The organism is Oceanobacillus sp. FSL K6-0127 (assembly GCF_037983385.1).
Lineage (GTDB): Bacteria > Bacillota > Bacilli > Bacillales > Amphibacillaceae > Oceanobacillus > Oceanobacillus profundus.
The window spans coordinates 1,628,970-1,650,163 of sequence record NZ_CP150287.1 but is presented as its reverse complement, the minus strand read 5'-3'; the positions used below and the strand labels follow the sequence as shown (position 1 = coordinate 1,650,163).

Genomic DNA, 21,194 nt, shown 5'->3' with positions numbered 1-21,194 from the left:
CATGAAAATCGGCGTCTTAGGATTACAGGGTGCGGTTGAAGAGCATATCAAGCAAATTACTGCTTTAGGATTAGAAGGAATAACAATTAAGCAACCCGAACAACTTCAGGAAATTGATGGTTTAATCTTACCAGGCGGAGAAAGCACAACAATAAGCAGACTTATTCATCGTTATGGATTCACTGATCCAATAAAGAAATTTGCAAAGAGCAAAAAACCGATTTTCGGTACTTGTGCTGGAATGGTACTGCTCGCCAAAGAGCTTTCAGGTTCAGAGGATTCACATCTTGGATTAATGGATATTTGCGTGAAACGGAATGCTTTCGGCAGGCAGCGCGACAGCTTTGAAGCGAAGCTCGATGTTAAAGGTATTGCTGACCCATTTACAGCAGTCTTTATTCGAGCTCCTTATGTGGAGAGCGCAGTAACTCATGTGGAAATTTTAGCTACATATAACGAGCATATTGTTGCTGCAAAACAAGAGCACTTACTTGTCAGCTCCTTTCATCCCGAACTAACTGGGGATACACGTTTCCTTGAGCTATTTGTTAGTATGGTTACAGAATACAAAAAGGAATTAATCATCTCTTAATAAAGAAGCAAGTTAGGTTTGTAAAAAAGCAACCTAACTTGCTTTGTCAATTTAGCTTTTGAGAATATACAGTGACCAATTATCATTACTAATCCATGGAATGAAAGATTGCTTTCGTTCGCAAATTCTCGGGTTTGAGAGATATGCAGAAAGCTAAGTTTTGAAAACTACTTTAACGTTTGCGAAGAAACGATTCGATCTGTCGTTTATGATGCTGATCATGCCAGATAAAACCACACACATAGTTATATAACGTATGGGGGTAACCCGAGTACGGATCAATTTCTTCCCGATTTAATACAAATTTCGCAAAGAATACTTCATCGGTCTTTTCCTTCAAACTAGAAACCAATGCTATCCTGTTTTCGATTAGCTCTTCAATGAGTGTATTGAAAGAAACACCAGATAATGCATATTCGGAAGCCTGATCATTCAATACTTGAAATTCAACGCTTTCAATCCTTGCATTGGGTTTCATTTTTGGAATCGTTTCCTCAGCAATGTATTTGTCCCAGAATGCTAGATGTGCAATAATTTCAGCAACAGACCACTTCCCTTCTGTTGTAGGATGAAATAGTACATCAGAATCGTATGCTAGCAACGTTTTTACCCATGGTATAAACCGTTCTAGTGTGTCAATTAATTCTTCTTTTGTTTTCAAAAGAATACTTTCCTTTCTACTTTCTTTGATTTTAGTAAGCGCATATCCCTTAAAACACTTATTCTAAATCCATTTTAAACACATAGCTCACCTTATTATAATTCATCTTACTTTCATAAAAACGATGTGCACCCTCTCTTTGGAGACCAGAAGACAGCGCAACACATTCATAATCATTTAATTTCGCCCATTCATGCACATAAAAAAGCAGCTTTTCACCATACCCTTTGGAACGCATCGTCTGACTCGTAACTAAATCACATACCCAAACAAATCGACCATAATAGAGTGTTATCATCGGCTTGAATCCAACAACTGCTACAATGTTGTCTTGATCATACAATGCGACCATTTTGTAGCTATCCTCTTCTCGTGCTTCTTTGACCAAATCAAGATAAGATTGTTCATTGAGGTGTGTGCGAAGCTCCCGCATAACTGGATATGCTTCTAATATGTCTTCCAGTGTTTGCAGTTCTCTTATCACAACATTTTCCATTAAATTATCCCCTTTTCTCTTCCCATTTCAATCAGACCTTCATAAGGGTCTCCTTTAATTCCGAGAACCTAGCAAAAGGCTGGCTCTGTTTTAATTCCTTGTCGTTTAAGATGTATCACTTTTTCCCGGAGCTTCGATACTTCTTTCAATAGATGATGTTCGACGATCATATGTAGGTAGGCGTACTGTTCATAAACGGCTTTTGATTGACCGAATAATTCAAATTCAAACCCGCCATAATGAAAGTTAGTCTTGATTACTGGAGTATCTCGTATCCGTATTTGCTTTATTGTAAATCCTTCATGCTCCCCATACAATCTTATGATACGTGTTTTAAAATCACTAAAATCATTCACTTCCAAAATAATATCCAAATCAGAATCTTTCACATCTATTCCAATTGGAATCGTTCCACAAAGTATTGGTGTATAATCAATTAGATCTTGCATCATGTTCAATTGTTTTATAGCCTTATACGCTTGCTGTTGCCTCGGGTTTCCCTGTTTTAAATAGCAAATTGTATGAAACATTGCTAAGCCCTAGCCCCCCTGCAGAAAAACTGAATTATTTGTAAAATATCTTCGTAGATAGAATACTACAACTCTACTGGAAAACAAAAAATAAAGTAGGGAAACCACTCCCATGGCTTCCCCTTTATCAAACCGAACGTGCCCTATTAATATTAAGGCATCTGGCTTATCAGTATGTTACAATGATTATCAATAAGATACCTTCCAGGCATTTTGCATCCTTTGGAGTCAGTGAGGAGTATAGTATTACTCGCCATTCCTTGATGGACCTTCAAATAATTTTCCCAAATTAAATTGGTTGTTATCATTACATCTTATCTGCGACTCAGAGTCATAGATCTTTTCCATTCTGTGATTTAATGTTTAGTCATTAAATTACTTCCGTACTACGCGAAGGTTAACCCCCAACTAAATCAAAGATTTAGAAAGGGACTCCACCTTCGATTGATGTTCAATTTTTTGATTTTATAGACTTGCTGTAATATAATCTTTATTCATAGGAACTTTGAATTTATTAATATCAAATAGAACGCTATTTACCGATAGTATCTATGAAAGGCAAAGGGGTTGACCCAGATGAGTAAGCGCAAGAAAAATTATTTGCAAGCAATTCCAGTTCTACTTTTTTTAATCATTATAGTATTTATTTTTGATTTACCCAAAACTAGTAGCTTTATAACGCTAGGTGTACTTGTTGTCTTTAACATTTTTGTATATGAGTTATTTATATTTAATAATAAAAAGAGCTAGTAAACTTTTATCTGAATAATAAAGACCGTTGGGATTTTCTCAACGGTCTTTTAAGTATATTTTCTATTAAATTAACTTGTTCTAGGGTTATCCTCAGTTGGGAACTACACTTATATCTGATGCCTCATACCAATAATCTTGTCCCCTATTACCTCTTTCATATTCAATACTTATTAAAAAGTTATCTGCCGTAGAACTATTTAATACAGTTTGAATACCTCTTGAGCCTAGGTCATTGCTAATTATAAAACTAGATAGCAACCCTGAAGCTCCACTTGCTCCTATGCTAATTCCAAAATTGGAAAGTGGATATGTCACTATTCCAGCAGCAATGCCAAAGCGTACATTGTCTAATACATCTTCAGAGGATTCTGCATATTCTATTTCGTGAAGGAAATTAACTAGCTCACTTCTCGTTATGCTTTCACTAGTTTCAAAGCTTAGACCAATTTCTTGAGCTTCGTAAGGTGTCACTCCAATTACCCGACTAACTGCTGCTGAGACATTAAAAGCGAACGCAGAGGCTAAAAACGATGCTACTACTCCCATAATAAGTATTTTTTTAAAGATATTAACAACCTCCAAATTTTATAGTAAGTCGCGACTTAATGGAAGGATAACACACTAAAGGGAAATTTCAAAATAATAAATTAAGTAAAAATTTTGCTTATTTTAAATGGTAATAAAACGTGAAAATTCAGATAACGTTGTGTATTTAAGTTTCGTTAGAAAAGACCCTGTACTCTATATAAAAAATGTTATCAACTCCACGTTTTAAAAGAGGTTGATAGAATACTACAACTCTACTGTAAAAATAAAGAAAAAAGCGAAGAGTTTCCTCCCCGCCCGTTAAGATATTTTCATTTCCGTACTGTCCATATTGATTCGTCTTTGCTCTGCTGCTTTTTTTCCATGAACGATATAGTAAATTCCTACACTTAATAGAACAATAACCGCCATTGCAATATATAATCCTCTAAATCCAATAAGAGGTAATACAAACCCTAACAAGAAAGGTCCGACACCGATACCGAAATCAAAGAACACAAAGAATGTAGATGTTGCAAGTCCAATTCGTTGCCTTGGAGCCTGATTGACAGCAATTGTTTGAGCACTTGATTGGAAAGTTCCGAAACCAACTCCGATTACCGCTCCAGCTAAAAGCAAACTGATTCCAACACTTGCTTGACTTAAAATAACTAATCCCACAGCAAATAGTAAAAGCGATGGATATACTACGCTGTTCTCGCCTTTTGCATCAAATAACCGGCCAGTAAAAGGTCTAGAAGCTACCAGAAAAATTGCATACATGATAAAGAAAAAGCTAGCCGCATCTACCAAGTTGATTTCCGCTGCATATGCAGAGAAAAAGGATAAAATACTAGAATAAACAAAACCTACAGTAGCTACAAGAATCGCGATTGGAATAGTGGTTTTTTCAAAGAAATCATTAATATGAAATCCTTTTCGCGTTGGGGTCGGTTCATTCACAATATCTACCTTTGGTACACGTAAGAAAACTGTTGCAATCAATGCAACAGCTGCGAAGACAGTAGTAGCGATAAAAATCATCGGATTGTTAAAGTGTTGACTAATATACAATCCTAGGAATGGACCGATTGCCATGGCTAAATTTGTACTTGTTGCAAAGTACCCCATTCCTTCACCACGCCTTACAATTGGGATAATATCTGCCGCAATTGTACTCGTAGCTGTCGTACTAATTCCAAAAGCAAAACCATGAATAAAACGAATGACTAATAATGCAGCCAAATTATTGACTGGGAAATAAAATAGCATAAAGACCAAAAATAAAGCGAGCCCAAAGAGCAGCAATTTCTTTTTGCCTACCTTATCTATAATTCTTCCGGCAATTGGACGGACAAGCACTGCTCCAAGCACAAAAATACTCGATGCAAGCCCTGCCTGACTTTGGGAGGCATCGAATTGATCTACAGCATAAATAGCTAACGTTACAATTAACATATAAAACGAAATAAATAACAAAAAATTGGATGTCGCGACCATAATAAAGTCCTTCGTCCATAATTTAGGTTTTTGACTCATACTGGTACTTACTCTCCTTACTTAAGTTTATCTCTTAGTTGCTGAATTGTTCGAAACGAAGCTTCCATTTCTGTTTCAGAAATTTCTGCTAGTAATGATTGTTCAAATTTATTGACAACATCATAAGCTTTTTCATACATTTCCAAGCCTTTTTTTGTCAATTGCATCTTCCGCTCTCGCTTATCCTCACTTGGAAGTCGTTCAATTAATTGTTGTTCCTCCAGCCGTTTGACAGTACGAGATATCGTCGGCTTCTCAACATCCAAATAATTCGTTATCTCTACAAGAGTAGCCGATCCGCACTGCTTTAAATAATAAACAATGCTCCATTGGGAATAATATAAACCTACTTCAACTAGATGCTCATTCAATTTTTTCCTAAACGTTCTTGTAAATTGCATGTTTAATTGAAAAAATCGTTGGGACAATTCAAATCCCCCCTAAAAAGTTACCTAAGTAACTATATACCATTTTAACATAAAAGTCTAGGGCAGATGGGGATGTTCATTATTTTTTAATTGGATAATCGAAAAACAGATAATGATTGCTCTTCTCATTTCAATTATTTATCCCTAACGCCCACCTTTTTAACTGTCTTCCATACATAATACAAACTTTCTTTGGAAATATAACAACAATGGTTTAATCAAGTTTATGGTACTTTTAAACAAAAGAATGGAGGCTTTTTTATGGTTCAACATAACCCACACGACCAGATTCAACAAGCTACTCAACTTGTCCACCAGTCCATGGAATCGATCCAATCAGCAAAAGATCATGCAAGCGTAGACCATCAGCAATACGAACAAGCTACTGAGCAGCTGCAGCGGGCTGAAGATGTATTGCAGCAAGCACAGAACCAATACGGAGAGCAAGCCCTGCAGAACCCTCAATTTCAACAAACACAGGAATTGCTGCATAATTTAAGGCAGCAGCTTCAAAAGGTAGATCGTCAAGAAAATAGAAACTTTTAATGAAAACCCTTATCCTAAGATTAAGTTAAATAAACGCAAACAAATAAGGGATTCGTCATCACTCTTCGATTTGACGAATCCCCCATACTATCTTAACAAAACATTGAATATATTTAATTACAATCCTATCCTAATTTTAACGATTATCAACCTTTTCAGGATACATATCATGATTCAACATACGGTGTTCTGCCATTTGTTCATATTTTGTCCCAGGTTTACCGTAGTTACAATATGGATCAATGGAAATCCCGCCACGTGGTGTGAACTTACCCCATACTTCAATATATCGCGGATCCATTAGCTTGATTAAATCGTTCAATATAACATTTACACTATCCTCATGAAATCCGCCATGGTTGCGATAGCTGAATAAATACAGTTTGAGCGATTTACTCTCTACCATTTTTACATCAGGTATGTAACTAATATAAATCGTTGCAAAATCAGGTTGCCCTGTCATCGGACATAACGTCGTAAACTCTGGAAAATTTAATTTTACAAAATAATCCCGATCTTGATGGTTATTTTCAAATGCCTCCAGCACTTCTGGATTATATTCATATACATAGGATGTTCCTTGGTTTCCTAGTAAAGTCAATCCTGACAAATCTTGTTCCTTCATGTAATTCCCTCCACTTATTTGTTTTCAGATAAAAATCTACCTTGCAGACCTACCAAAAAAAGCCGTGTACCCCTAAGGCACACGACTTTAATCGCATCACTTTCCTTAGTTTTTTATAGAGGGTTAAAGCTAAGAACCTCTTTCGCATATTTACGAGTTTATTATATAGATGAATTATATATATGTCAATTTACACAAAACAGCATAAGAGGTAGTTTAAAGTAAAATTTTCCATTTACATAGACTTTTCTGTCAATAGGTGTTATAAAAGAAAAGCACCCTTATCTGTGCAACGACATCTATATCAACGATGCTAGCATCGATCATGAAAAACCTGGTAAAAGGACTTGGCTCAATGCTTGAATCTAGCAGTAAAAGCTAAGTCCTTTTATCTTCATATAGGCAATTTATTTTAAACATCATGCCTTTTTCAAAGCCTAAACATCTAAACTTTTTTAACAAATTCAGATTTCAGCTTCATTGCTCCAAAGCCATCGATTTTACAGTCAATATCATGATCGCCATCAACTAAGCGAATATTCTTCACTTTCGTCCCTACCTTTACAACAGATGAACTTCCCTTTATTTTCAAATCTTTAATTACAGTGATTGTATCCCCGTCTTTTAGGACATTTCCGTTTACATCTCGAATCACATGCTCATCTTCATTGTTTTCCTTACCTGATTCTATAGTCCATTCATGCACACACTCTGGACATATAAATAGATTTCCATCTTCATATGTATACTCCGAATTACACTTCGGACAGTTTGGTACTTCATTCATCACATGCTTCCTCCATCCATTATATATGCTCTTATCATGCCATATACGTCCTGCATTAACAACCTTCCCCGAATTGTATAATGAAAGTTCCGCGAATCTACTTTAAATGATGTTCAAACTAAAACAAGCAATGCCAGAAAATAACCAGCATTGCTTACTAAAATCCCTATTTCGTATAATTATCAAAATATCCTTGGATAAAGACAATCGGCGTACCTTTGTCGCCACTTCCTGAAGTCAAGTCAGCAAGAGAACCAATTAAGTCCGTAAGCTTTCTCGGAGTTGTCCCTTGTGCTTCCATTGCTCCAACAAGATCCTCATCTTTTTCATTAATAAATTTTGAGATTGCTTGCTGCAGTTCCTCGCCTTTCAAATCGGAAAAATTATTATCTGCAAGATATTTTAATTTTACTTCATTCGGTGTTCCCTCAAGTCCAGCTGTAAAAGCAGGAGATACTACTGGATCTGCGAGTTCCCAAATTTTACCTACAGGATCTTTAAATGCTCCGTCTCCATAAATCATTACTTCCACATTTTTTCCTGTTTTCTCTTGCAGCATACTTTGAATTCGGTCCACTGTCGGCTGGCAATTACGCGGGAAAAGCTTTACCTTATCTTCTGTTGATTTGTTTGAACCCAACAGTCCATATTCCTCATTATATCCACTGCCATCAATTGACTCTGCCAGGATATTATCAAGGCTATAAACCTTCTCCCCACCATTTGCTTCCAAAATTCTTTTCGTTCTGAATCTCGTATGAATATCACAAGCAAGCACACTCTTTGTATAATCTAGTATTGACTTCGGATTGTTCGAAAAGATAACCTCACATTCAACCCCAAATTCCTCAATAAGTGATTTATAATACTCAATATAATCTACACCAGTAAATGTATGCTTCAAATATCCAAAGTAATCACGGAATTGTTTTTCTGTTAAAACATCTGTCCAAGGATTAACTCCTTTTTCATCAAGCATATCAATACTCACTAAGTGATTCCCAACCTCATCTGACGGATAGCTGAGCATTAACACAATCTTTTTTGCACCTTTTGCAATTCCACGAAGAATATTTGCAAAGCGATTTCTACTTAGGATTGGGAAGATAACACCCACAGTATCATCTCCAAATTTCGCGTGGACATCGTTCGCTATGGCTTCAATTGTAGCGTAGTTTCCTTGTGCACGAGCAACAATTGATTCTGTCAAAGCAACTATATCTTTATCATTAATTTGAATTTTTTCTGTTTCTGCAGCATGTAACACACTATCAACAACGATTTCCTCTATTTGATCACCTTGATTGATAATCGGACAGCGAAGACCTCTAACTACAGTTCCAACTACTCTTTCCAATCGAATCGCTCCTTCAATGTTAATGTCATTATGTATCTCTTTACTTGTAATATACATGGTATTAATGATATAAGTAAAATGAATATAACTAATATCAGATATAAGGAGCACTTATATGGCTAGCAAATTAGATTTATATAAGATATTTTGCAAAGTAGGAAAAACGAATAGTTTCTCGAAGGCAGCTGAAAGCCTTTATATGACACAGCCAGCTGTAAGTCAGGCAATTATGCAGTTAGAAAGAGATTTGGATACCCGACTTTTCAAGAGAACACCCAAAGGCGTAACATTGACACTTGAAGGCGAGCTTTTATTCGAATACGCAAATTCCGCAATTAATTTAATTGATGCTGGAGAGGAAAAAATATTAGAATTTAAAAATTTAACGACAGGAGAGTTAAAGGTCGGAGTGGGGGATACAATTTCCCAGCATTTCTTACTTCCATATTTAGAAGATTTTCGTCATAAGTATCCTAAAATTAAATTTCATATTGTTAACGGAACGACTTTAGAGCTTTCTTCAGCTTTAAAGTCAGGAGAAGTCGACATTATTCTTTGTAATTTCCCGCTGAACGATCCAACATTTGAGCAAATCCCTTGTATGGATACCCATGACATCTTTGTTTGCGGGGAAAAGTTTAAATATATTTTATCCAAGCCATTGAGCTTCAAAGAATTAGTAAAGCTCCCTTTAATATTTCTCGAACCAAAGTCTAATTCAAGAAGATATGTAGAAAATCAGTTGAAATCAAAAGGAATAACAATCGCTCCTGAAATGGAATTAGGCTCGTATAATTTGTTATTGGAATTCGCCAAAATAAATTTAGGGATTGCATGTGTAACAAGAGAATTTTCCTTTAGTTATTTGAATAGCGGTTTATTATATGAAGTGAAATTAGAAGAAGAGATACCGAAAAGAAGTATTGGAATCTGTTTCTTAAAGAGTGTTCCACTTTCTCCTGCTTCGACAAGGTTTGTAAAAATTATCCAAGGGGATTCAATTGGAAATAGGGTCTTTCCCTCTAAGCGGGCGCATTAACTGAAAGTGGATCGTTGTATTTATTACGATCCACTTTCAGTTAATCTTTAGTTATTAGAATATTTTTCAACCAATACTTATTTCATCCGTTTATAATTTTTATGGTTTACAACTGTTTTAATTGGTTCTCCAGTTCCTTTATGATCACCAATTTTAACGATTACAGAGTTTTCACGAATCATGAGGACCTCTCCGGTTTTTCCCTTTTGTTCACCTTTTACGATTTGGATTTTATCCCCTTCGCTTACCTTCTTATCAACATTTGCTGTTTTATTCTCTTCTGACATGTCCAATTCCTCCTCTAAACCAACTAAATTAATCGGCAGTGCATTGTATTTACCTTATTTTAACACTCAAGCTAATCTTACAATATCTTTACAGTAACTTCACTTAATTTTAATTGAAACCTACTTTATTTAACATAATTAGGTTTCGATATTGCGACAACCTTATAAACTTGCCATTAAAGATTATCCTCTACACGTTTATCATGTTATATCCCATCTGTCAAGTCACTAAATTTATTTTGTTATTAAAAACGCTTTAAATTCAAAATTCCATTTGTTACTGGCCATATATTTCCTCCCATTCCTAACTCCTCCTATTCTGTTATACCATTGAAACATCCATCATTAACTTGCAATAATTTTCATCACATTGTTAACTTATACCTGTTTGTCATGGTTGCAATTTAGGGTAGTATATAGTGTATCATTCATTTCAAACTGGAATTTCCTTAAGAGAGAGGAAGTGTGTGACGTTGGAAATTTGCTTTATGCGTAATCGTAGAAAACCAGCAAAATTCGCAAGACTACTATCAAAAGCTGCTAAATATTATGGTATTGACTTAATTTATTGTCATCCAACCGAGATTAATATGGAAGAGGAAATCATTCACGGAAAAATACTAAAGCATAACAAGTGGGTAAAAAAAGATATTTCTATCCCTCCATTTATTGATTTAAGCAGCTATTGCTATAAATATAAAGAAGAAATGAAATTTTTAAAGGAAAGAAGCATTCTATCTAGCTATGGTAAATTTGGCTCGAAAGAAAAGGTATATAAAATGTTGGGAGATGATGGAGAATTTAAACACTTACTCATTCCTTCCCAAACTGTTCAACATTTCGAAGCGTTTTATAGCTTCTTAAATGAACATAAAGAAATTATAGCAAAACCTCGAAATGGACAAAAGGGCGAGGGTATATTTCTGATTTCTATGAAAGATGACAGCTATATACTGAGCTATGAAAATCAGGAAAGAAACATTTCTTTAACAGAACTAAAAGATTTTTTTGAGAACCAGATTAACCCAAAGATCTATTTGTTTCAAAAATATATAGAGTCCAAATCAGAAGCTGGTGATCCTTTTGATTGCAGAATTCGACTTGAAAAGAATGGAAACGGCGAGTGGAGTGTCCCTATTTACCTCGTTAGGATCGGAACGAACCAAAAGGTCGTTTCGAATGTAGCGCAGGGTGGTAGTGTCAGTACGTTAACACCCTTCTTAAAAGCAAACTACGGGGAGAACTGGAAAGCAATCCGAGATTCAATTAAACGGATAGGAAAGACGCTTCCATATAAAATTGAGAAATTATCGAGGCAAGCTACTTCCATGGGTATTGACATTGGAATTGATAAGCATGGAGAGCTTTACTTATTTGAAGTAAACTCTGCACCAGGTGTAGAATTTGGCACAGGTGAAATCGCAAGCATTAAAGCTGATTATTATCATTACATTTTAAACAAAATTTCTAATCAGCCTGTTCGAGATAAAGAAATGTTATATTCTTAAATGACTTTTTGCAGCTATAAGTAAACGTGATCCCCGTACCTTTCCTAGGTACGGGGATCTCTTTATTGATTTAACGGCATGTGTAACCAGCATCTGCATGAATAACGGTTCCAGTTACATAAGAAAACTGATTAGAAGCTAACCATAGACTTGCTTGTGCAATTTCCACTGGTTGACCGAATTGCCCTAAAAGACTAAGCTAAGGTGCAAATTCCTCTTCTGTTTGACCGGTTTCCTCTATAGCACCTCTTAACAGGTTTATTAATTGCTTCTGGCGCTACAGAGTTAACGCGGATATTTTAATCCCCATTTTCTAGTGCAGCTACCTTTGTCATACCTACCACACCATGTTTTGCAACAACATAACAATATTATTTGTACAATATTTACGTCATCCCCTTTAATCAATTGTTGTAATTCATATTTCATTAGGAGAATAACTACTTTGTTAGGATCTTGATAATACGATTGGCTCAGCATTCTCCATAGTTGCTTTGTATAAAAGAATATTGCCATCGTTCGCTTCTATTGTTCCTGTATCTACTTGAAAATTTTCATGTAATGCGATCGTCCAAGCTGCTTCACCATTCTTTTTTAAAACAATGGCAAGTGTCCCAAACTGATGTATATCATCCCATTGGAATATTTCTGCTTCTCCATTCTCGGTCACAGTAATTCCCTCGGGACCGCTAACCAGCTCAACGTTATCGCCTTGCCAGTTGCCATGTGTTTGTGCTCCAACATAATAATAGGAAATGCCACTTCCACGATCTCCATAAGTAGCAATGAACTGCTGTGTTGTATTATTTGCTGCTTTATACGTAACTGCTCCAACATCTTCCGCTAACCATTCAACTTGATATTCACCTATTGTCTGTTCTGGCAATACTTCCTTTGGACGAGCAAGAATACCATAATAGGATCGATAATAAATAGCTTCACCACTTTCCATATTCTCTTTAATGGAGAGAACATGCTTCCAATCAGGCGATATGCTTGTGATATTTTTAATCTCATTGTTGCTGCTAATCAGCAGAAAAACATGCCCGATAATAAGAAGTGCCGAAATGCTGGAGATACTCATTATAAATTTTCTAGTTGATTGAAGAAGTAGTAAGATCGCTAACGTTAGACAAACCAAACAAACGATATTTATGATATAGAATAACCGATTATCCACATACTCTACTTGGAATCTTTCGTGAAGGACAAGGTATCCTATTTGCATACAGAAAAAGCCAATTGCTACGAGAAATAACATCCATCCCATAACTTTTTTCCATTTACTCGTGTTCTGCTTCATCTGGCGGAACCTCCTTTGAAAAATCCCATGTTTGACCGTTATCCGTTGAGATAAATTCCCCTTTGACAAGTCCGCCTGCATAATCTCCGGTTGGCCCTTGATTTATCAACATCTTCAGCCGCTCTCCCTCTTTTACTGGAATTTCTGCGATTACAAAGACCTCATGATATTCCTCTGGCATAATAATGGATGCCTGATTCCACGTATTTCCCCCATCCTCAGTAACATAAAGCATCGGTTCTACCGGATTAATCGTTCCATAGGACAGGAAACCTGTAGTTTCATCCACAAAGCCACCATCCGAAATAAGTCTTGTCACTTCTGTATAGGTTGTTTCTTCCCAGCTCTTTCCTCCGTCATGTGTTAGAAAGGCTGCGGAATATTCTTGAGACATGGTTCGACCACCAGAGATAATCGCATACCCAAAACGATCGTTTAAAAAATCTACTTTTCTAAAACGCATTACCGAAAATGGCTCAGTTACAACAGATTTCTCCCACGTTTCACCCTGATCGACAGAAAAAAGAAAAACGATTTGTTGTGCTTCCCAATCGGTTCCTTCCGAATAGAGAAAACCAACTCGCTCTTCCGTCAGAACATAGCTATTATCAATTAGCTCCTGCTCGCTCCCATTATACTCACCAGTAAATAGCTGGTCCTTCTCAACCGGAACCTCAACCCAATCCTCGCCACTATTAAAACGAAGGTTAAGCTGATCATTTTGTAAAGAATACGTAACAGCATCGTCAACGGTAACAGGTTGTAATTGCTCTGGTTGCGCTTGTTCTATTTCATCTAAGCTGTTTTCCTGCGAATTATTTACCAGAGCTGATTGTGGGAGCGAGACTCGATTTGAACTCTGATGATAGATTACTGCCATTATTACCAGAGCAATCACCATCACACCCGCTCCTAGTAAAAGATGATTTTTCACGTGTTCACTCCTTTTATAGTAGGTCTCTTTTTTAAAGTCTTTTAGGATATACGATAGTAAAATCAGTAATTGTCCATTGAATAATTCTCCTCTTTTAACTAAAAAGATTTTCTGAACCCTCAATTATTACTATCGCAAATAATACCCTCGTAAAATCAATCCTCCGGTTCTTCGTGTAACCCCCAAGGAATTCTAGCTTCAAATTCTAATTGTATGAACGGATGAGTCGACCTATCTTGTAATAAAAATGAACCCTTACCAAATCCAAATGTGAAGTTTTTAATTGTAGTGGTAGTTGTATCATCCCATGAAGAATCTGTACAATATTCGCCCTCTACTAGTCTGCCAACTATAGGATAATTCCCCATATATAAGTGCAGCCCATCTTCCATTTTTCCGAATTCCGATAAATTGTTTGGCATGGATGGTTGAATTCCCAGTAGGTTAAAAATGTCAATGATAGTAGAATCTAAATGTTTGCACATAACCATATAGTTTTCGCAGTATAAACATTCGCAAACCTCTACATTTTCCCTATATAATTCTTTTGTCTGATTTACATCAACTTCTAACAACCAATTTATTAAGCTAATCTCTCTCACATTACTCCCACCTGAATTTTATTTTTATCTTTATAGTTTCCGGATCTTCTTCCCGTCCCCGTATTCGTGTATTTCTGTTATATCTATTCAAAATCGTTTATATATTTTAGGGCAAGTAACAATATTATTCTATCAGAAAAAGAAACTCTTATTTATATTGTATTCCTTTTCACTGATCAAAACGAGTAAAAATCAATACAAATTTACTCAAATTTTAGGTGACGGCTTAAAGCTCGTTCCGCTGTACAAAGAGTTAATTACTACTTATTTGATTAAGCAATTAAAAAGCTGGAACCATATGGCTCCAGCTTTTTAATCATTTATCAATTATTCACTTACCACCGTAAATCTTTCATTTACGTGTTTTGCATCTTCCATTTCATCGACAATTGCAATAGCAAAATCTGCATAGCTAATATAGCTTTGACCTGCTTCATTAAGAAGCAAGACATCTTTTCCTGTTTTGTAGGAACCTGTTCGTTCTCCCTCTGCATCAAATATAGCGGAAGGGCTGACAAACGTCCATGCTAATTTATCTGTCTCCTGTAATTCTTTTAAATTTCGTGCCTGCCCATTTGCAGTTGGTTTAAATACATCTGGAAAATCTGGCGTATCGATTATGCGGATTGTTTTGTTTTCATCAGCATAAAGACTCCCAGCTCCTCCGACAACGATTAATCTAGCGTTTGTTTCATGCAGCAGCTTGATTAGGTGATGTCCAGCATCAACATGTGCTTGCTCTTCACCAAGTGGGGCACCGAATGCATTTACAATTACATCAAATTTATGAAGGTCTTCTGTGTTCAGATCAAAAATATTTTTTTCGATGATGGTAATATTTTTAACGGCTAGCTTTGAAGCATCTCTTACGATAGCCGTAACTTGATGTCCACGATCCATCGCCTCATTTAAAATTAATTTCCCGGCTTTTCCACTAGCACCGATAACTGCAATATTCATTTTTATTCCTCCAATTTCAGTTGAATGAATTTTATCGTAACCACGCTATACATAATTTATTTACCTTGACTCATCGCTTTCGTTAACCTTGGAACAACCTCCGTTGCAAGTAACTCTATATTTTTCTGTACTTTTTCAAACGGCAGTCCACCAATATCGATTTGCGCCAGAAAACGTGTGTGTCCGTATAACTCATGCTGCCTGAGGATTTTCTCAACAACCAGTTCTGGACTTCCAACAAATAATGCTGTTTCGGGACTGGCAACCTGTTCAAAGTCACTTCTAGACATTCGTGTTCCCATGCCACGCTGACGATTAACATAATTCCAGTAGTTGGCGTAATACGGATAAAACTCATCCCTGGCTTCTTCTGTTGTTTCAGCAAGGTAAGTATGCCCTGTCACACCAACTGTTAATGTATCTGGAGAATGTCCCGCCTCCAATCCTGCCTTGCGATAGATATCAACCAACGGCTTAAAACGCATTGGATCGCCACCCAATATCGCGATCGCCATACCTACACCGAGTCTCCCCGCACGAGCAGCACTTTCCGGTGTCCCGCCAACTCCAATCCAGATTGGCAATTTCCTTTGTACAGGACGTGGTGAAATTTCCGCATTTTTTAATGCTGAACGAAACTTTCCATTCCACGAAACGATTTCATTTTCATTGAGCTTTAAAAGTAAATCCATATGCTCGCTAAACAGTTCATTATAATCATTTGTATCATAACCAAATAATGGAAAAGATTCGATAAAAGCTCCTCGTCCAGCTAAAATTTCTGCACGTCCATTTGAAATTAAATCCAATGTAGCAAAGTCTTCAAATAAGCGAACAGGGTCAAGTGTGCTGATAACACTGGTAGCGCTCGTTAATCGAATCTGATTTGTCGCATTAGCAATAGCAGCTAATACCACAGCTGGTGAGGAAACCGCATAATCTAAGCGATGATGCTCCCCTATCCCAAATACATCCAGACCGGCTTCTTCTGTCAGCTTTGCCGCTTTAATAATTTCATCTATTCGCTGTTTCATGCTGATTGTTTTTCCAGTTATGGGATCTGGTCCTATATCCGCAAGTGTGTAAATCCCTATTTCAATCCCATTTTCTTTTAATGTTGACAATGCTTCTTCCACCTCTTAGATCGTTAACTCAATCCGATTTCCGGACGGATCATACGTCATTCTTCTTCCTGCTTCTTCAGTTACCGAAACGCCGATTTTTTTCAAGTTAGCGACTGTTTCCTTAATCGCTTCTTCATTCGGTAAAACAAGTGTATAGGATTCCATACCTACACTGTTTTCAGCTGGCTTCGGTGCTCCAACTCCATTCCATGTATTGACTCCAATATGATGATGATAGTTGTCTTTTGATAGGAATAGCGCCTGTCTTCCATAACGATTCACAACATCAAATCCAAGACCTTTCACATAAAATTCCTCTGTTTTTTCTAATTCAGAAACATGTAAATGGATATGCCCCATTAGTGAGTCTTCAGGCAGTCCTTCCCATGTTTCACCTGGTACACGATTCTTTAGTAACCTTTCAAAATCCAATGGGTCAACTGCCATTGCAACTTCTTCATCAGTCCAACTCCACTCTGATGGATTACGATCAATATAGATTTCAATTTCGTTTCCATCAGGGTCATGTAAATAAAGTGCTTCGCTTACAAGGTGGTCTGAGGAACCAAAACGAATACCTTTTTCTGAAAAATGCACAACAATATTAGCCAAATCTTTTTTCTCAGGCAATAGCAGGGCAAAATGATACAACCCAGTCGTTCTTCCTTGTTTTGGAATAACATCTTTTGGTTGCGTTAATGATAAGATGCTCGTCTTCCCGTCTGTTGTTAATCTTGCTGTATTAGCTGTTTGTTCTAATATATCGAAACCAATTATTTCTTGATAGTACTGTAAAGACCTTGCTAAATTTTCTACCTTTATGTTGACATGGCCAACGAATGTCGTTGGTTTAGTATGGAACCCCATAATCATCCTCCTCGTTTTTTTTATTCAATTAAATAGTTTGTTTGCTAAAATAAGCCTAATTCTTCAGCAGTTTTTTAGAATTAAACATTGTATTTTATTCATTTTTACAATGTTTTTAATTAGATTACTTTATGTAACCAAGTTTATAATTAGAACTACATATTGTCAAGTAATAAATTTTATTTTTATAACAAGGTGAATTTTTATGTTATACTTAAAGTAAGCGAGGTGAATATAATTGGCACAACCAACAATCTGTCCAAAGTTTGAAAAAGCCATCTCACTGTTAAGTCAAAGGTGGACGGCATTAGTAGTTTATCAATTATTACTAGGAACACAACGTTTTAGTGAAATCCAATCAGCTATCGGCATAAGTGGAAAAGTATTATCCGACCGTTTAAAGGATTTAGAAAAGCAAGATATCGTGAAACGTGAAGTTATACCAGATACACCAGTGATTATTGAATACTCTTTAACAGAAAAAGGGCGTTCAATGGAGCCAATATTGCGAACGATCGAGAGCTGGTCACAAGATTGGTTTCAATCCGAATCTGAGATATGACAGATTGGAAATCCACTTAATAATGAGGAAGGGTTGTCCTCCAAAATCATGTTGGCTGATTTTGGAGGACAACCCTTTTTATCTTTACTCGTTTTTATTTAAAATTTCATCGATTGCTTGTAGCTCTTCTTTCGATAATCGAATGTCACTTGCTTTAACATTTTCGCGAATTCTCTCTTTGCGTTTTCCACCTGGAATTACTGCATCTACGCCTTCCTGAGCAAGCAGCCATGCTAGTGCTAAATTAGGCAAGTTCGTATCCTTACGTACAGCAAACTTGTTTAATTCATCTACTTTATCAAGCGTTTGAATATACTGCTCTCCTTGGAACAATGGAACAGACTGGCGCCAATCACCCGCATCTAATTTAGTCTCCTTTGTAAATCCTCCGCCTAGTAATCCAAATGCTAATGGACCATATGGAATAAATGAAATATTATTTTCTCTTGTGTATGGCAATAATGCTTCCTCAGCAGATCGATCCAGCATATTGTATGGTGATTGCAAGACAGAAATGTCACCATGTGCATTCGCTTCTTTTAACTGCTCAATAGATAGATTTGAAACCCCAATCGACCGAATTTTTCCTTCTTCCTTTAGACGCGCTAACTCACCAATTGATTCGGTAAAAGGCGTTTTATTATCTGGGAAGTGCAAATAATATAAGTCTACATAGTCTAATTGCAGCCTTTGTAAACTTTTCTCAACTGCTTCCCTTAAATATTCAGGACGATTATCTGTTTTCACATCATCTAAATTCGTAAAGTTTTGTGCTCCCTTTGTTGCAATAACAAAATCATCACGTTTAAATTCTTTTAATGCTTCACCAACTAATTCTTCCGAACGGCCAAGACCGTAAATGTCAGCAGTATCAATAAATGTTACCCCAAGGTTAAGTGCTTCTCTTACTAAATCTTTTCCATCTTGTTCATTTAAATTTTGGAATAGATTATGACCACCAACAGCATTTGTACCAAGTCCAATCGCCGATATTTCCAAATTTGATTTCTTTAGCTTTGTATAATTCATGTTTTTCCCTCCTTGTATTTGAGTAGCTATAGCATAATTTCTACATGTAAAAACTACAAATATTCTTGGTAAAGTTTCAAATAATGAAACTCACTATGATTATTTTGTAGTAAACTATCCAAACACCTATACTACAGAAGACGGGGTGATAAAAATGGCACAAAATCAAGTTTCTACATTAAGAAAAGGACTTCTCGTATTAGAACTGGTTAAACAAAATGAGGGAATTACTTTAGCAGAGGTGATGAAGGAGCTTCATTTAAGTAAGTCTACAGCATTCCGATTATTAACGACCTTAGAAGAAATGAAGTATATCTATAAAATTCAAACATCGTATTTCTTTAATCCAAAGGTTTTCCTTGATGAATCTGAAAAACGCTCCTCAAAGGGCTGGACATCTTTACGTTCCATCTACCAAGCAGCAGAAAACCTGCAAATGAGCACCTATTTAGGAAAAGTAGATGGTACCGACTTAGTTATGACCCAGGTATTACACGCTCCTTTCCAGCAATCAGCAGACGAAGAAATGGGTAACCGCTCTAAATTACATCTATCTGCTTTAGGCAAAGTCATTTTAGCACATTTAGATGATGCTAAATTAACTCCACTACTCGATAAAATGGCACTGGATCCTGCCACAGTCAATACGTTTCAAGACTCCCAATTATTTCGTTATCATTTAAAGGCGATACATGAAGATGGATACGCTTTTGATGACGAAGAACGGGCTGTTGGTCTCCGTTGCGTTGCTGTACCAGTTTTCCGCAATAAGAAAGTCATTGCTGCATTAGCTATTGCGGCACCAACAGATCAACTATCACGTAGCAGTGTCAAACAAATTGCTTTAAAACTAAATGTCGGTAGTAAAGCAATCACACAAGAATTAGAGGCTTTAGATAATATACATTAATTTATATAACGGAGGAATAACATGAAAAGCAATGTTCAGCACTTATTTCAAGACTTTACATTTAAAAATGGTGTCCATGTACGGAATCGGTTGACGATGGCACCAATGACGACTTTTTCTGCAGATAGCAATGACTATGTTTCACAAGAAGAGCTTGATTATTATAAAGAACGCGCAAATGGGATAGGTACAATCATTACTGCTTGTGCCTATATTTCCAAAAATGGTAAGGGCTTTGATGGCCAAATGAGTATCGATCACGATGGGACAATTGATGGTCTTACGAAGCTTGCTGAAGTTATCCATGCCGGTGGAGCAAAAGGGATTGTTCAACTTTATCATGGAGGCCGTTTAGCAGTACCTCGACTTACTCCAAATGGTGAAACCGTTAGTGCTAGTGCAGTTCCGCCTCTTGGAGATCGCGGATTTTATAGTATCGATCAAGCACCTCGAGCATTAACAACAGAAGAAGTTTATGAAATTATCACAGATTTTGGTGAGGCAACACGCCGTGCAATTGAGGCTGGATTTGATGGTGTTGAGCTGCATGGAGCAACAGGTTACTTACTCCAACAATTCGTTTCACCGCACTCTAACTTAAGAACAGATGAATTTGAGGATCGTCACATATTCGCATTAAAATTAATCGAAGAAGTAAAACAAGTCGTCCAAAAACATGCAACAAAACCATTCCTAATCGGTTATCGTTTTTCACCGGAAGAGCCAGAAACACCAGGAATCACGATGAAGGAAACATTTGCTTTAATGGATGACTTAATTCAGGCAGACATTGATTATTTGCATATTGCAACGACGAATGCATGGGCAAAATCCCGCCGAGGCATTGTTAGCGATAAATCCCGTACCGAGTTAATTGCTGAATATGTTGACGGGCGTGTGCCAGTAATCGGTGTCGGCAATGTGCATACACCGGATGATGCTGCACGTGTGTTAGAAAAAGGAAAGACAGAATTTGTCGCACTTGGACGAGCTATTGTCGTTGACCCACATTGGGTTGAGAAAGCAAATGCTGATCAAGAAGACACGATTATTCATCACCTAACAGAAAATGATCAACAAAACGCAGTCATCCCAACACCATTGTGGAAATTAATTTTAGAGGTTCAAGGTTGGTTTCCAGTTAAAGAAACAGAGGAAAGCTTGAATTGATTTTTCATGTTGTATAAAAAGTAGCTTCTCAAGCTGCTGACATAAGAAAACATGAAAATA

24 protein-coding genes, 1 pseudogene and 1 riboswitch are annotated in these 21,194 nt (G+C 36.6%); of the genes and pseudogenes, 7 read left to right on the top strand and 18 right to left on the bottom strand.

Going from position 1 to position 21,194, the window contains the following annotated elements; translation table 11 throughout:
* Position 1: 1 nt before the first annotated feature.
* The gene (gene pdxT / locus MHH64_RS08275) at positions 2 to 592 is read left to right on the top strand and encodes a pyridoxal 5'-phosphate synthase glutaminase subunit PdxT (RefSeq protein ID WP_340003051.1); all 591 of its coding nucleotides are present in this window, start codon (positions 2 to 4) and stop codon (positions 590 to 592) included.
* A gap of 172 nt (positions 593 to 764) precedes the next feature.
* Here pdxT and MHH64_RS08270 read toward each other — a convergent pair whose 3' ends face one another.
* The 6 genes and pseudogenes from MHH64_RS08270 to MHH64_RS08245 all read right to left on the bottom strand — a co-directional run bounded on the left by MHH64_RS08270 (position 765) and on the right by MHH64_RS08245 (position 5,524).
* On the bottom strand, positions 765 to 1,253 hold the full coding sequence (locus MHH64_RS08270) for a DinB family protein (RefSeq protein ID WP_095313740.1): 489 nt from the start codon (positions 1,251 to 1,253) through the stop codon (positions 765 to 767).
* Positions 1,254 to 1,311: 58 nt separating this feature from the next.
* On the bottom strand, positions 1,312 to 1,749 hold the full coding sequence (locus MHH64_RS08265) for a GNAT family N-acetyltransferase (protein WP_340003050.1): 438 nt from the start codon (positions 1,747 to 1,749) through the stop codon (positions 1,312 to 1,314).
* Positions 1,750 to 1,820: 71 nt separating this feature from the next.
* Positions 1,821 to 2,279 (bottom strand): annotated as a pseudogene (locus MHH64_RS08260) (DUF4269 domain-containing protein); the annotation flags it as partial.
* Between the two features lie 843 nt (positions 2,280 to 3,122).
* Positions 3,123 to 3,578 (bottom strand): hypothetical protein, encoded by a 456-nt coding sequence (locus MHH64_RS08255; RefSeq protein WP_340003049.1) that lies wholly within the window; start codon positions 3,576 to 3,578, stop codon positions 3,123 to 3,125.
* A gap of 300 nt (positions 3,579 to 3,878) precedes the next feature.
* Positions 3,879 to 5,096 (bottom strand): MFS transporter, encoded by a 1,218-nt coding sequence (locus MHH64_RS08250; protein WP_095313747.1) that lies wholly within the window; start codon positions 5,094 to 5,096, stop codon positions 3,879 to 3,881.
* 17 nt (positions 5,097 to 5,113) lie between these two features.
* A complete protein-coding gene (locus MHH64_RS08245; RefSeq protein ID WP_340003048.1) occupies positions 5,114 to 5,524 on the bottom strand; it encodes a MarR family transcriptional regulator in 411 nt (136 codons plus the stop codon).
* Positions 5,525 to 5,785: 261 nt separating this feature from the next.
* Here MHH64_RS08245 and MHH64_RS08240 point away from each other — a divergent pair, with 261 nt between their 5' ends.
* Positions 5,786 to 6,070 (top strand): hypothetical protein, encoded by a 285-nt coding sequence (locus tag MHH64_RS08240; RefSeq protein WP_095313751.1) that lies wholly within the window; start codon positions 5,786 to 5,788, stop codon positions 6,068 to 6,070.
* Between the two features lie 136 nt (positions 6,071 to 6,206).
* Here the strand turns inward: MHH64_RS08240 and queF are convergent, their stop codons facing one another.
* From queF to MHH64_RS08225, 3 genes are all read right to left on the bottom strand, one after another.
* Positions 6,207 to 6,695, bottom strand: coding sequence for a preQ(1) synthase (queF, locus tag MHH64_RS08235; RefSeq protein ID WP_251659654.1), 489 nt, complete (start codon positions 6,693 to 6,695; stop codon positions 6,207 to 6,209).
* A 99-nt stretch (positions 6,696 to 6,794) separates the two neighbouring features.
* Positions 6,795 to 6,841, bottom strand: a riboswitch (PreQ1 riboswitch).
* Between the two features lie 299 nt (positions 6,842 to 7,140).
* Complete coding sequence (locus tag MHH64_RS08230; protein WP_095313755.1) at positions 7,141 to 7,482, bottom strand: zinc ribbon domain-containing protein YjdM; 342 nt, start codon at positions 7,480 to 7,482, stop codon at positions 7,141 to 7,143.
* Positions 7,483 to 7,648: 166 nt separating this feature from the next.
* Positions 7,649 to 8,839 (bottom strand): coenzyme F420-0:L-glutamate ligase, encoded by a 1,191-nt coding sequence (locus MHH64_RS08225; protein ID WP_251659652.1) that lies wholly within the window; start codon positions 8,837 to 8,839, stop codon positions 7,649 to 7,651.
* Positions 8,840 to 8,954: 115 nt separating this feature from the next.
* Between MHH64_RS08225 and MHH64_RS08220 the strand changes: the two genes are divergently transcribed.
* Positions 8,955 to 9,878 (top strand): LysR family transcriptional regulator, encoded by a 924-nt coding sequence (locus MHH64_RS08220; RefSeq protein WP_340003047.1) that lies wholly within the window; start codon positions 8,955 to 8,957, stop codon positions 9,876 to 9,878.
* Between the two features lie 77 nt (positions 9,879 to 9,955).
* Here MHH64_RS08220 and MHH64_RS08215 read toward each other — a convergent pair whose 3' ends face one another.
* Positions 9,956 to 10,165 carry a DUF2187 family protein gene (locus MHH64_RS08215; RefSeq protein ID WP_095313761.1) on the bottom strand — a complete coding sequence of 70 codons (210 nt, stop codon included), beginning with the start codon at positions 10,163 to 10,165 and terminating at the stop codon, positions 9,956 to 9,958.
* A 488-nt stretch (positions 10,166 to 10,653) separates the two neighbouring features.
* Here MHH64_RS08215 and MHH64_RS08210 point away from each other — a divergent pair, with 488 nt between their 5' ends.
* Complete coding sequence (locus MHH64_RS08210; RefSeq protein WP_340003046.1) at positions 10,654 to 11,673, top strand: YheC/YheD family protein; 1,020 nt, start codon at positions 10,654 to 10,656, stop codon at positions 11,671 to 11,673.
* Between the two features lie 70 nt (positions 11,674 to 11,743).
* Here the strand turns inward: MHH64_RS08210 and MHH64_RS08205 are convergent, their stop codons facing one another.
* The 7 genes from MHH64_RS08205 to MHH64_RS08175 form a co-directional block, all read right to left on the bottom strand.
* Positions 11,744 to 11,842, bottom strand: coding sequence for an SDR family oxidoreductase (locus MHH64_RS08205; protein ID WP_340003045.1), 99 nt, complete (start codon positions 11,840 to 11,842; stop codon positions 11,744 to 11,746).
* Between the two features lie 279 nt (positions 11,843 to 12,121).
* A complete protein-coding gene (locus tag MHH64_RS08200; protein ID WP_340003044.1) occupies positions 12,122 to 12,976 on the bottom strand; it encodes a hypothetical protein in 855 nt (284 codons plus the stop codon).
* Positions 12,957 to 13,910, bottom strand: coding sequence for a sialidase family protein (locus MHH64_RS08195; protein WP_340003043.1), 954 nt, complete (start codon positions 13,908 to 13,910; stop codon positions 12,957 to 12,959). Before MHH64_RS08195 ends, MHH64_RS08200 begins: the two co-directional genes overlap by 20 nt.
* Before the next feature lie 155 nt (positions 13,911 to 14,065).
* A complete protein-coding gene (locus MHH64_RS08190; RefSeq protein ID WP_303447664.1) occupies positions 14,066 to 14,512 on the bottom strand; it encodes a hypothetical protein in 447 nt (148 codons plus the stop codon).
* Positions 14,513 to 14,839: 327 nt separating this feature from the next.
* A complete protein-coding gene (locus MHH64_RS08185) occupies positions 14,840 to 15,472 on the bottom strand; it encodes an NAD(P)-dependent oxidoreductase (RefSeq protein ID WP_095313770.1) in 633 nt (210 codons plus the stop codon).
* A gap of 56 nt (positions 15,473 to 15,528) precedes the next feature.
* Positions 15,529 to 16,596 carry an LLM class flavin-dependent oxidoreductase gene (locus MHH64_RS08180; RefSeq protein WP_340003042.1) on the bottom strand — a complete coding sequence of 356 codons (1,068 nt, stop codon included), beginning with the start codon at positions 16,594 to 16,596 and terminating at the stop codon, positions 15,529 to 15,531.
* Positions 16,597 to 16,611: 15 nt separating this feature from the next.
* Positions 16,612 to 17,463, bottom strand: coding sequence for a VOC family protein (locus MHH64_RS08175; protein WP_340003041.1), 852 nt, complete (start codon positions 17,461 to 17,463; stop codon positions 16,612 to 16,614).
* 238 nt (positions 17,464 to 17,701) lie between these two features.
* On the opposite strand from MHH64_RS08175, the gene MHH64_RS08170 reads away from it, so the two are divergent.
* The gene (locus MHH64_RS08170; RefSeq protein ID WP_095313774.1) at positions 17,702 to 18,025 is read left to right on the top strand and encodes a helix-turn-helix domain-containing protein; all 324 of its coding nucleotides are present in this window, start codon (positions 17,702 to 17,704) and stop codon (positions 18,023 to 18,025) included.
* Positions 18,026 to 18,109: 84 nt separating this feature from the next.
* Here the strand turns inward: MHH64_RS08170 and MHH64_RS08165 are convergent, their stop codons facing one another.
* On the bottom strand, positions 18,110 to 19,054 hold the full coding sequence (locus tag MHH64_RS08165) for an aldo/keto reductase (RefSeq protein WP_095313776.1): 945 nt from the start codon (positions 19,052 to 19,054) through the stop codon (positions 18,110 to 18,112).
* A gap of 154 nt (positions 19,055 to 19,208) precedes the next feature.
* Here MHH64_RS08165 and MHH64_RS08160 point away from each other — a divergent pair, with 154 nt between their 5' ends.
* Both MHH64_RS08160 and MHH64_RS08155 read left to right on the top strand, forming a co-directional pair.
* The gene (locus MHH64_RS08160; RefSeq protein WP_303447669.1) at positions 19,209 to 19,964 is read left to right on the top strand and encodes an IclR family transcriptional regulator C-terminal domain-containing protein; all 756 of its coding nucleotides are present in this window, start codon (positions 19,209 to 19,211) and stop codon (positions 19,962 to 19,964) included.
* A 21-nt stretch (positions 19,965 to 19,985) separates the two neighbouring features.
* On the top strand, positions 19,986 to 21,134 hold the full coding sequence (locus MHH64_RS08155; RefSeq protein WP_340003040.1) for an NADH-dependent flavin oxidoreductase: 1,149 nt from the start codon (positions 19,986 to 19,988) through the stop codon (positions 21,132 to 21,134).
* The last annotated feature ends 60 nt before the right edge of the window (positions 21,135 to 21,194 follow it).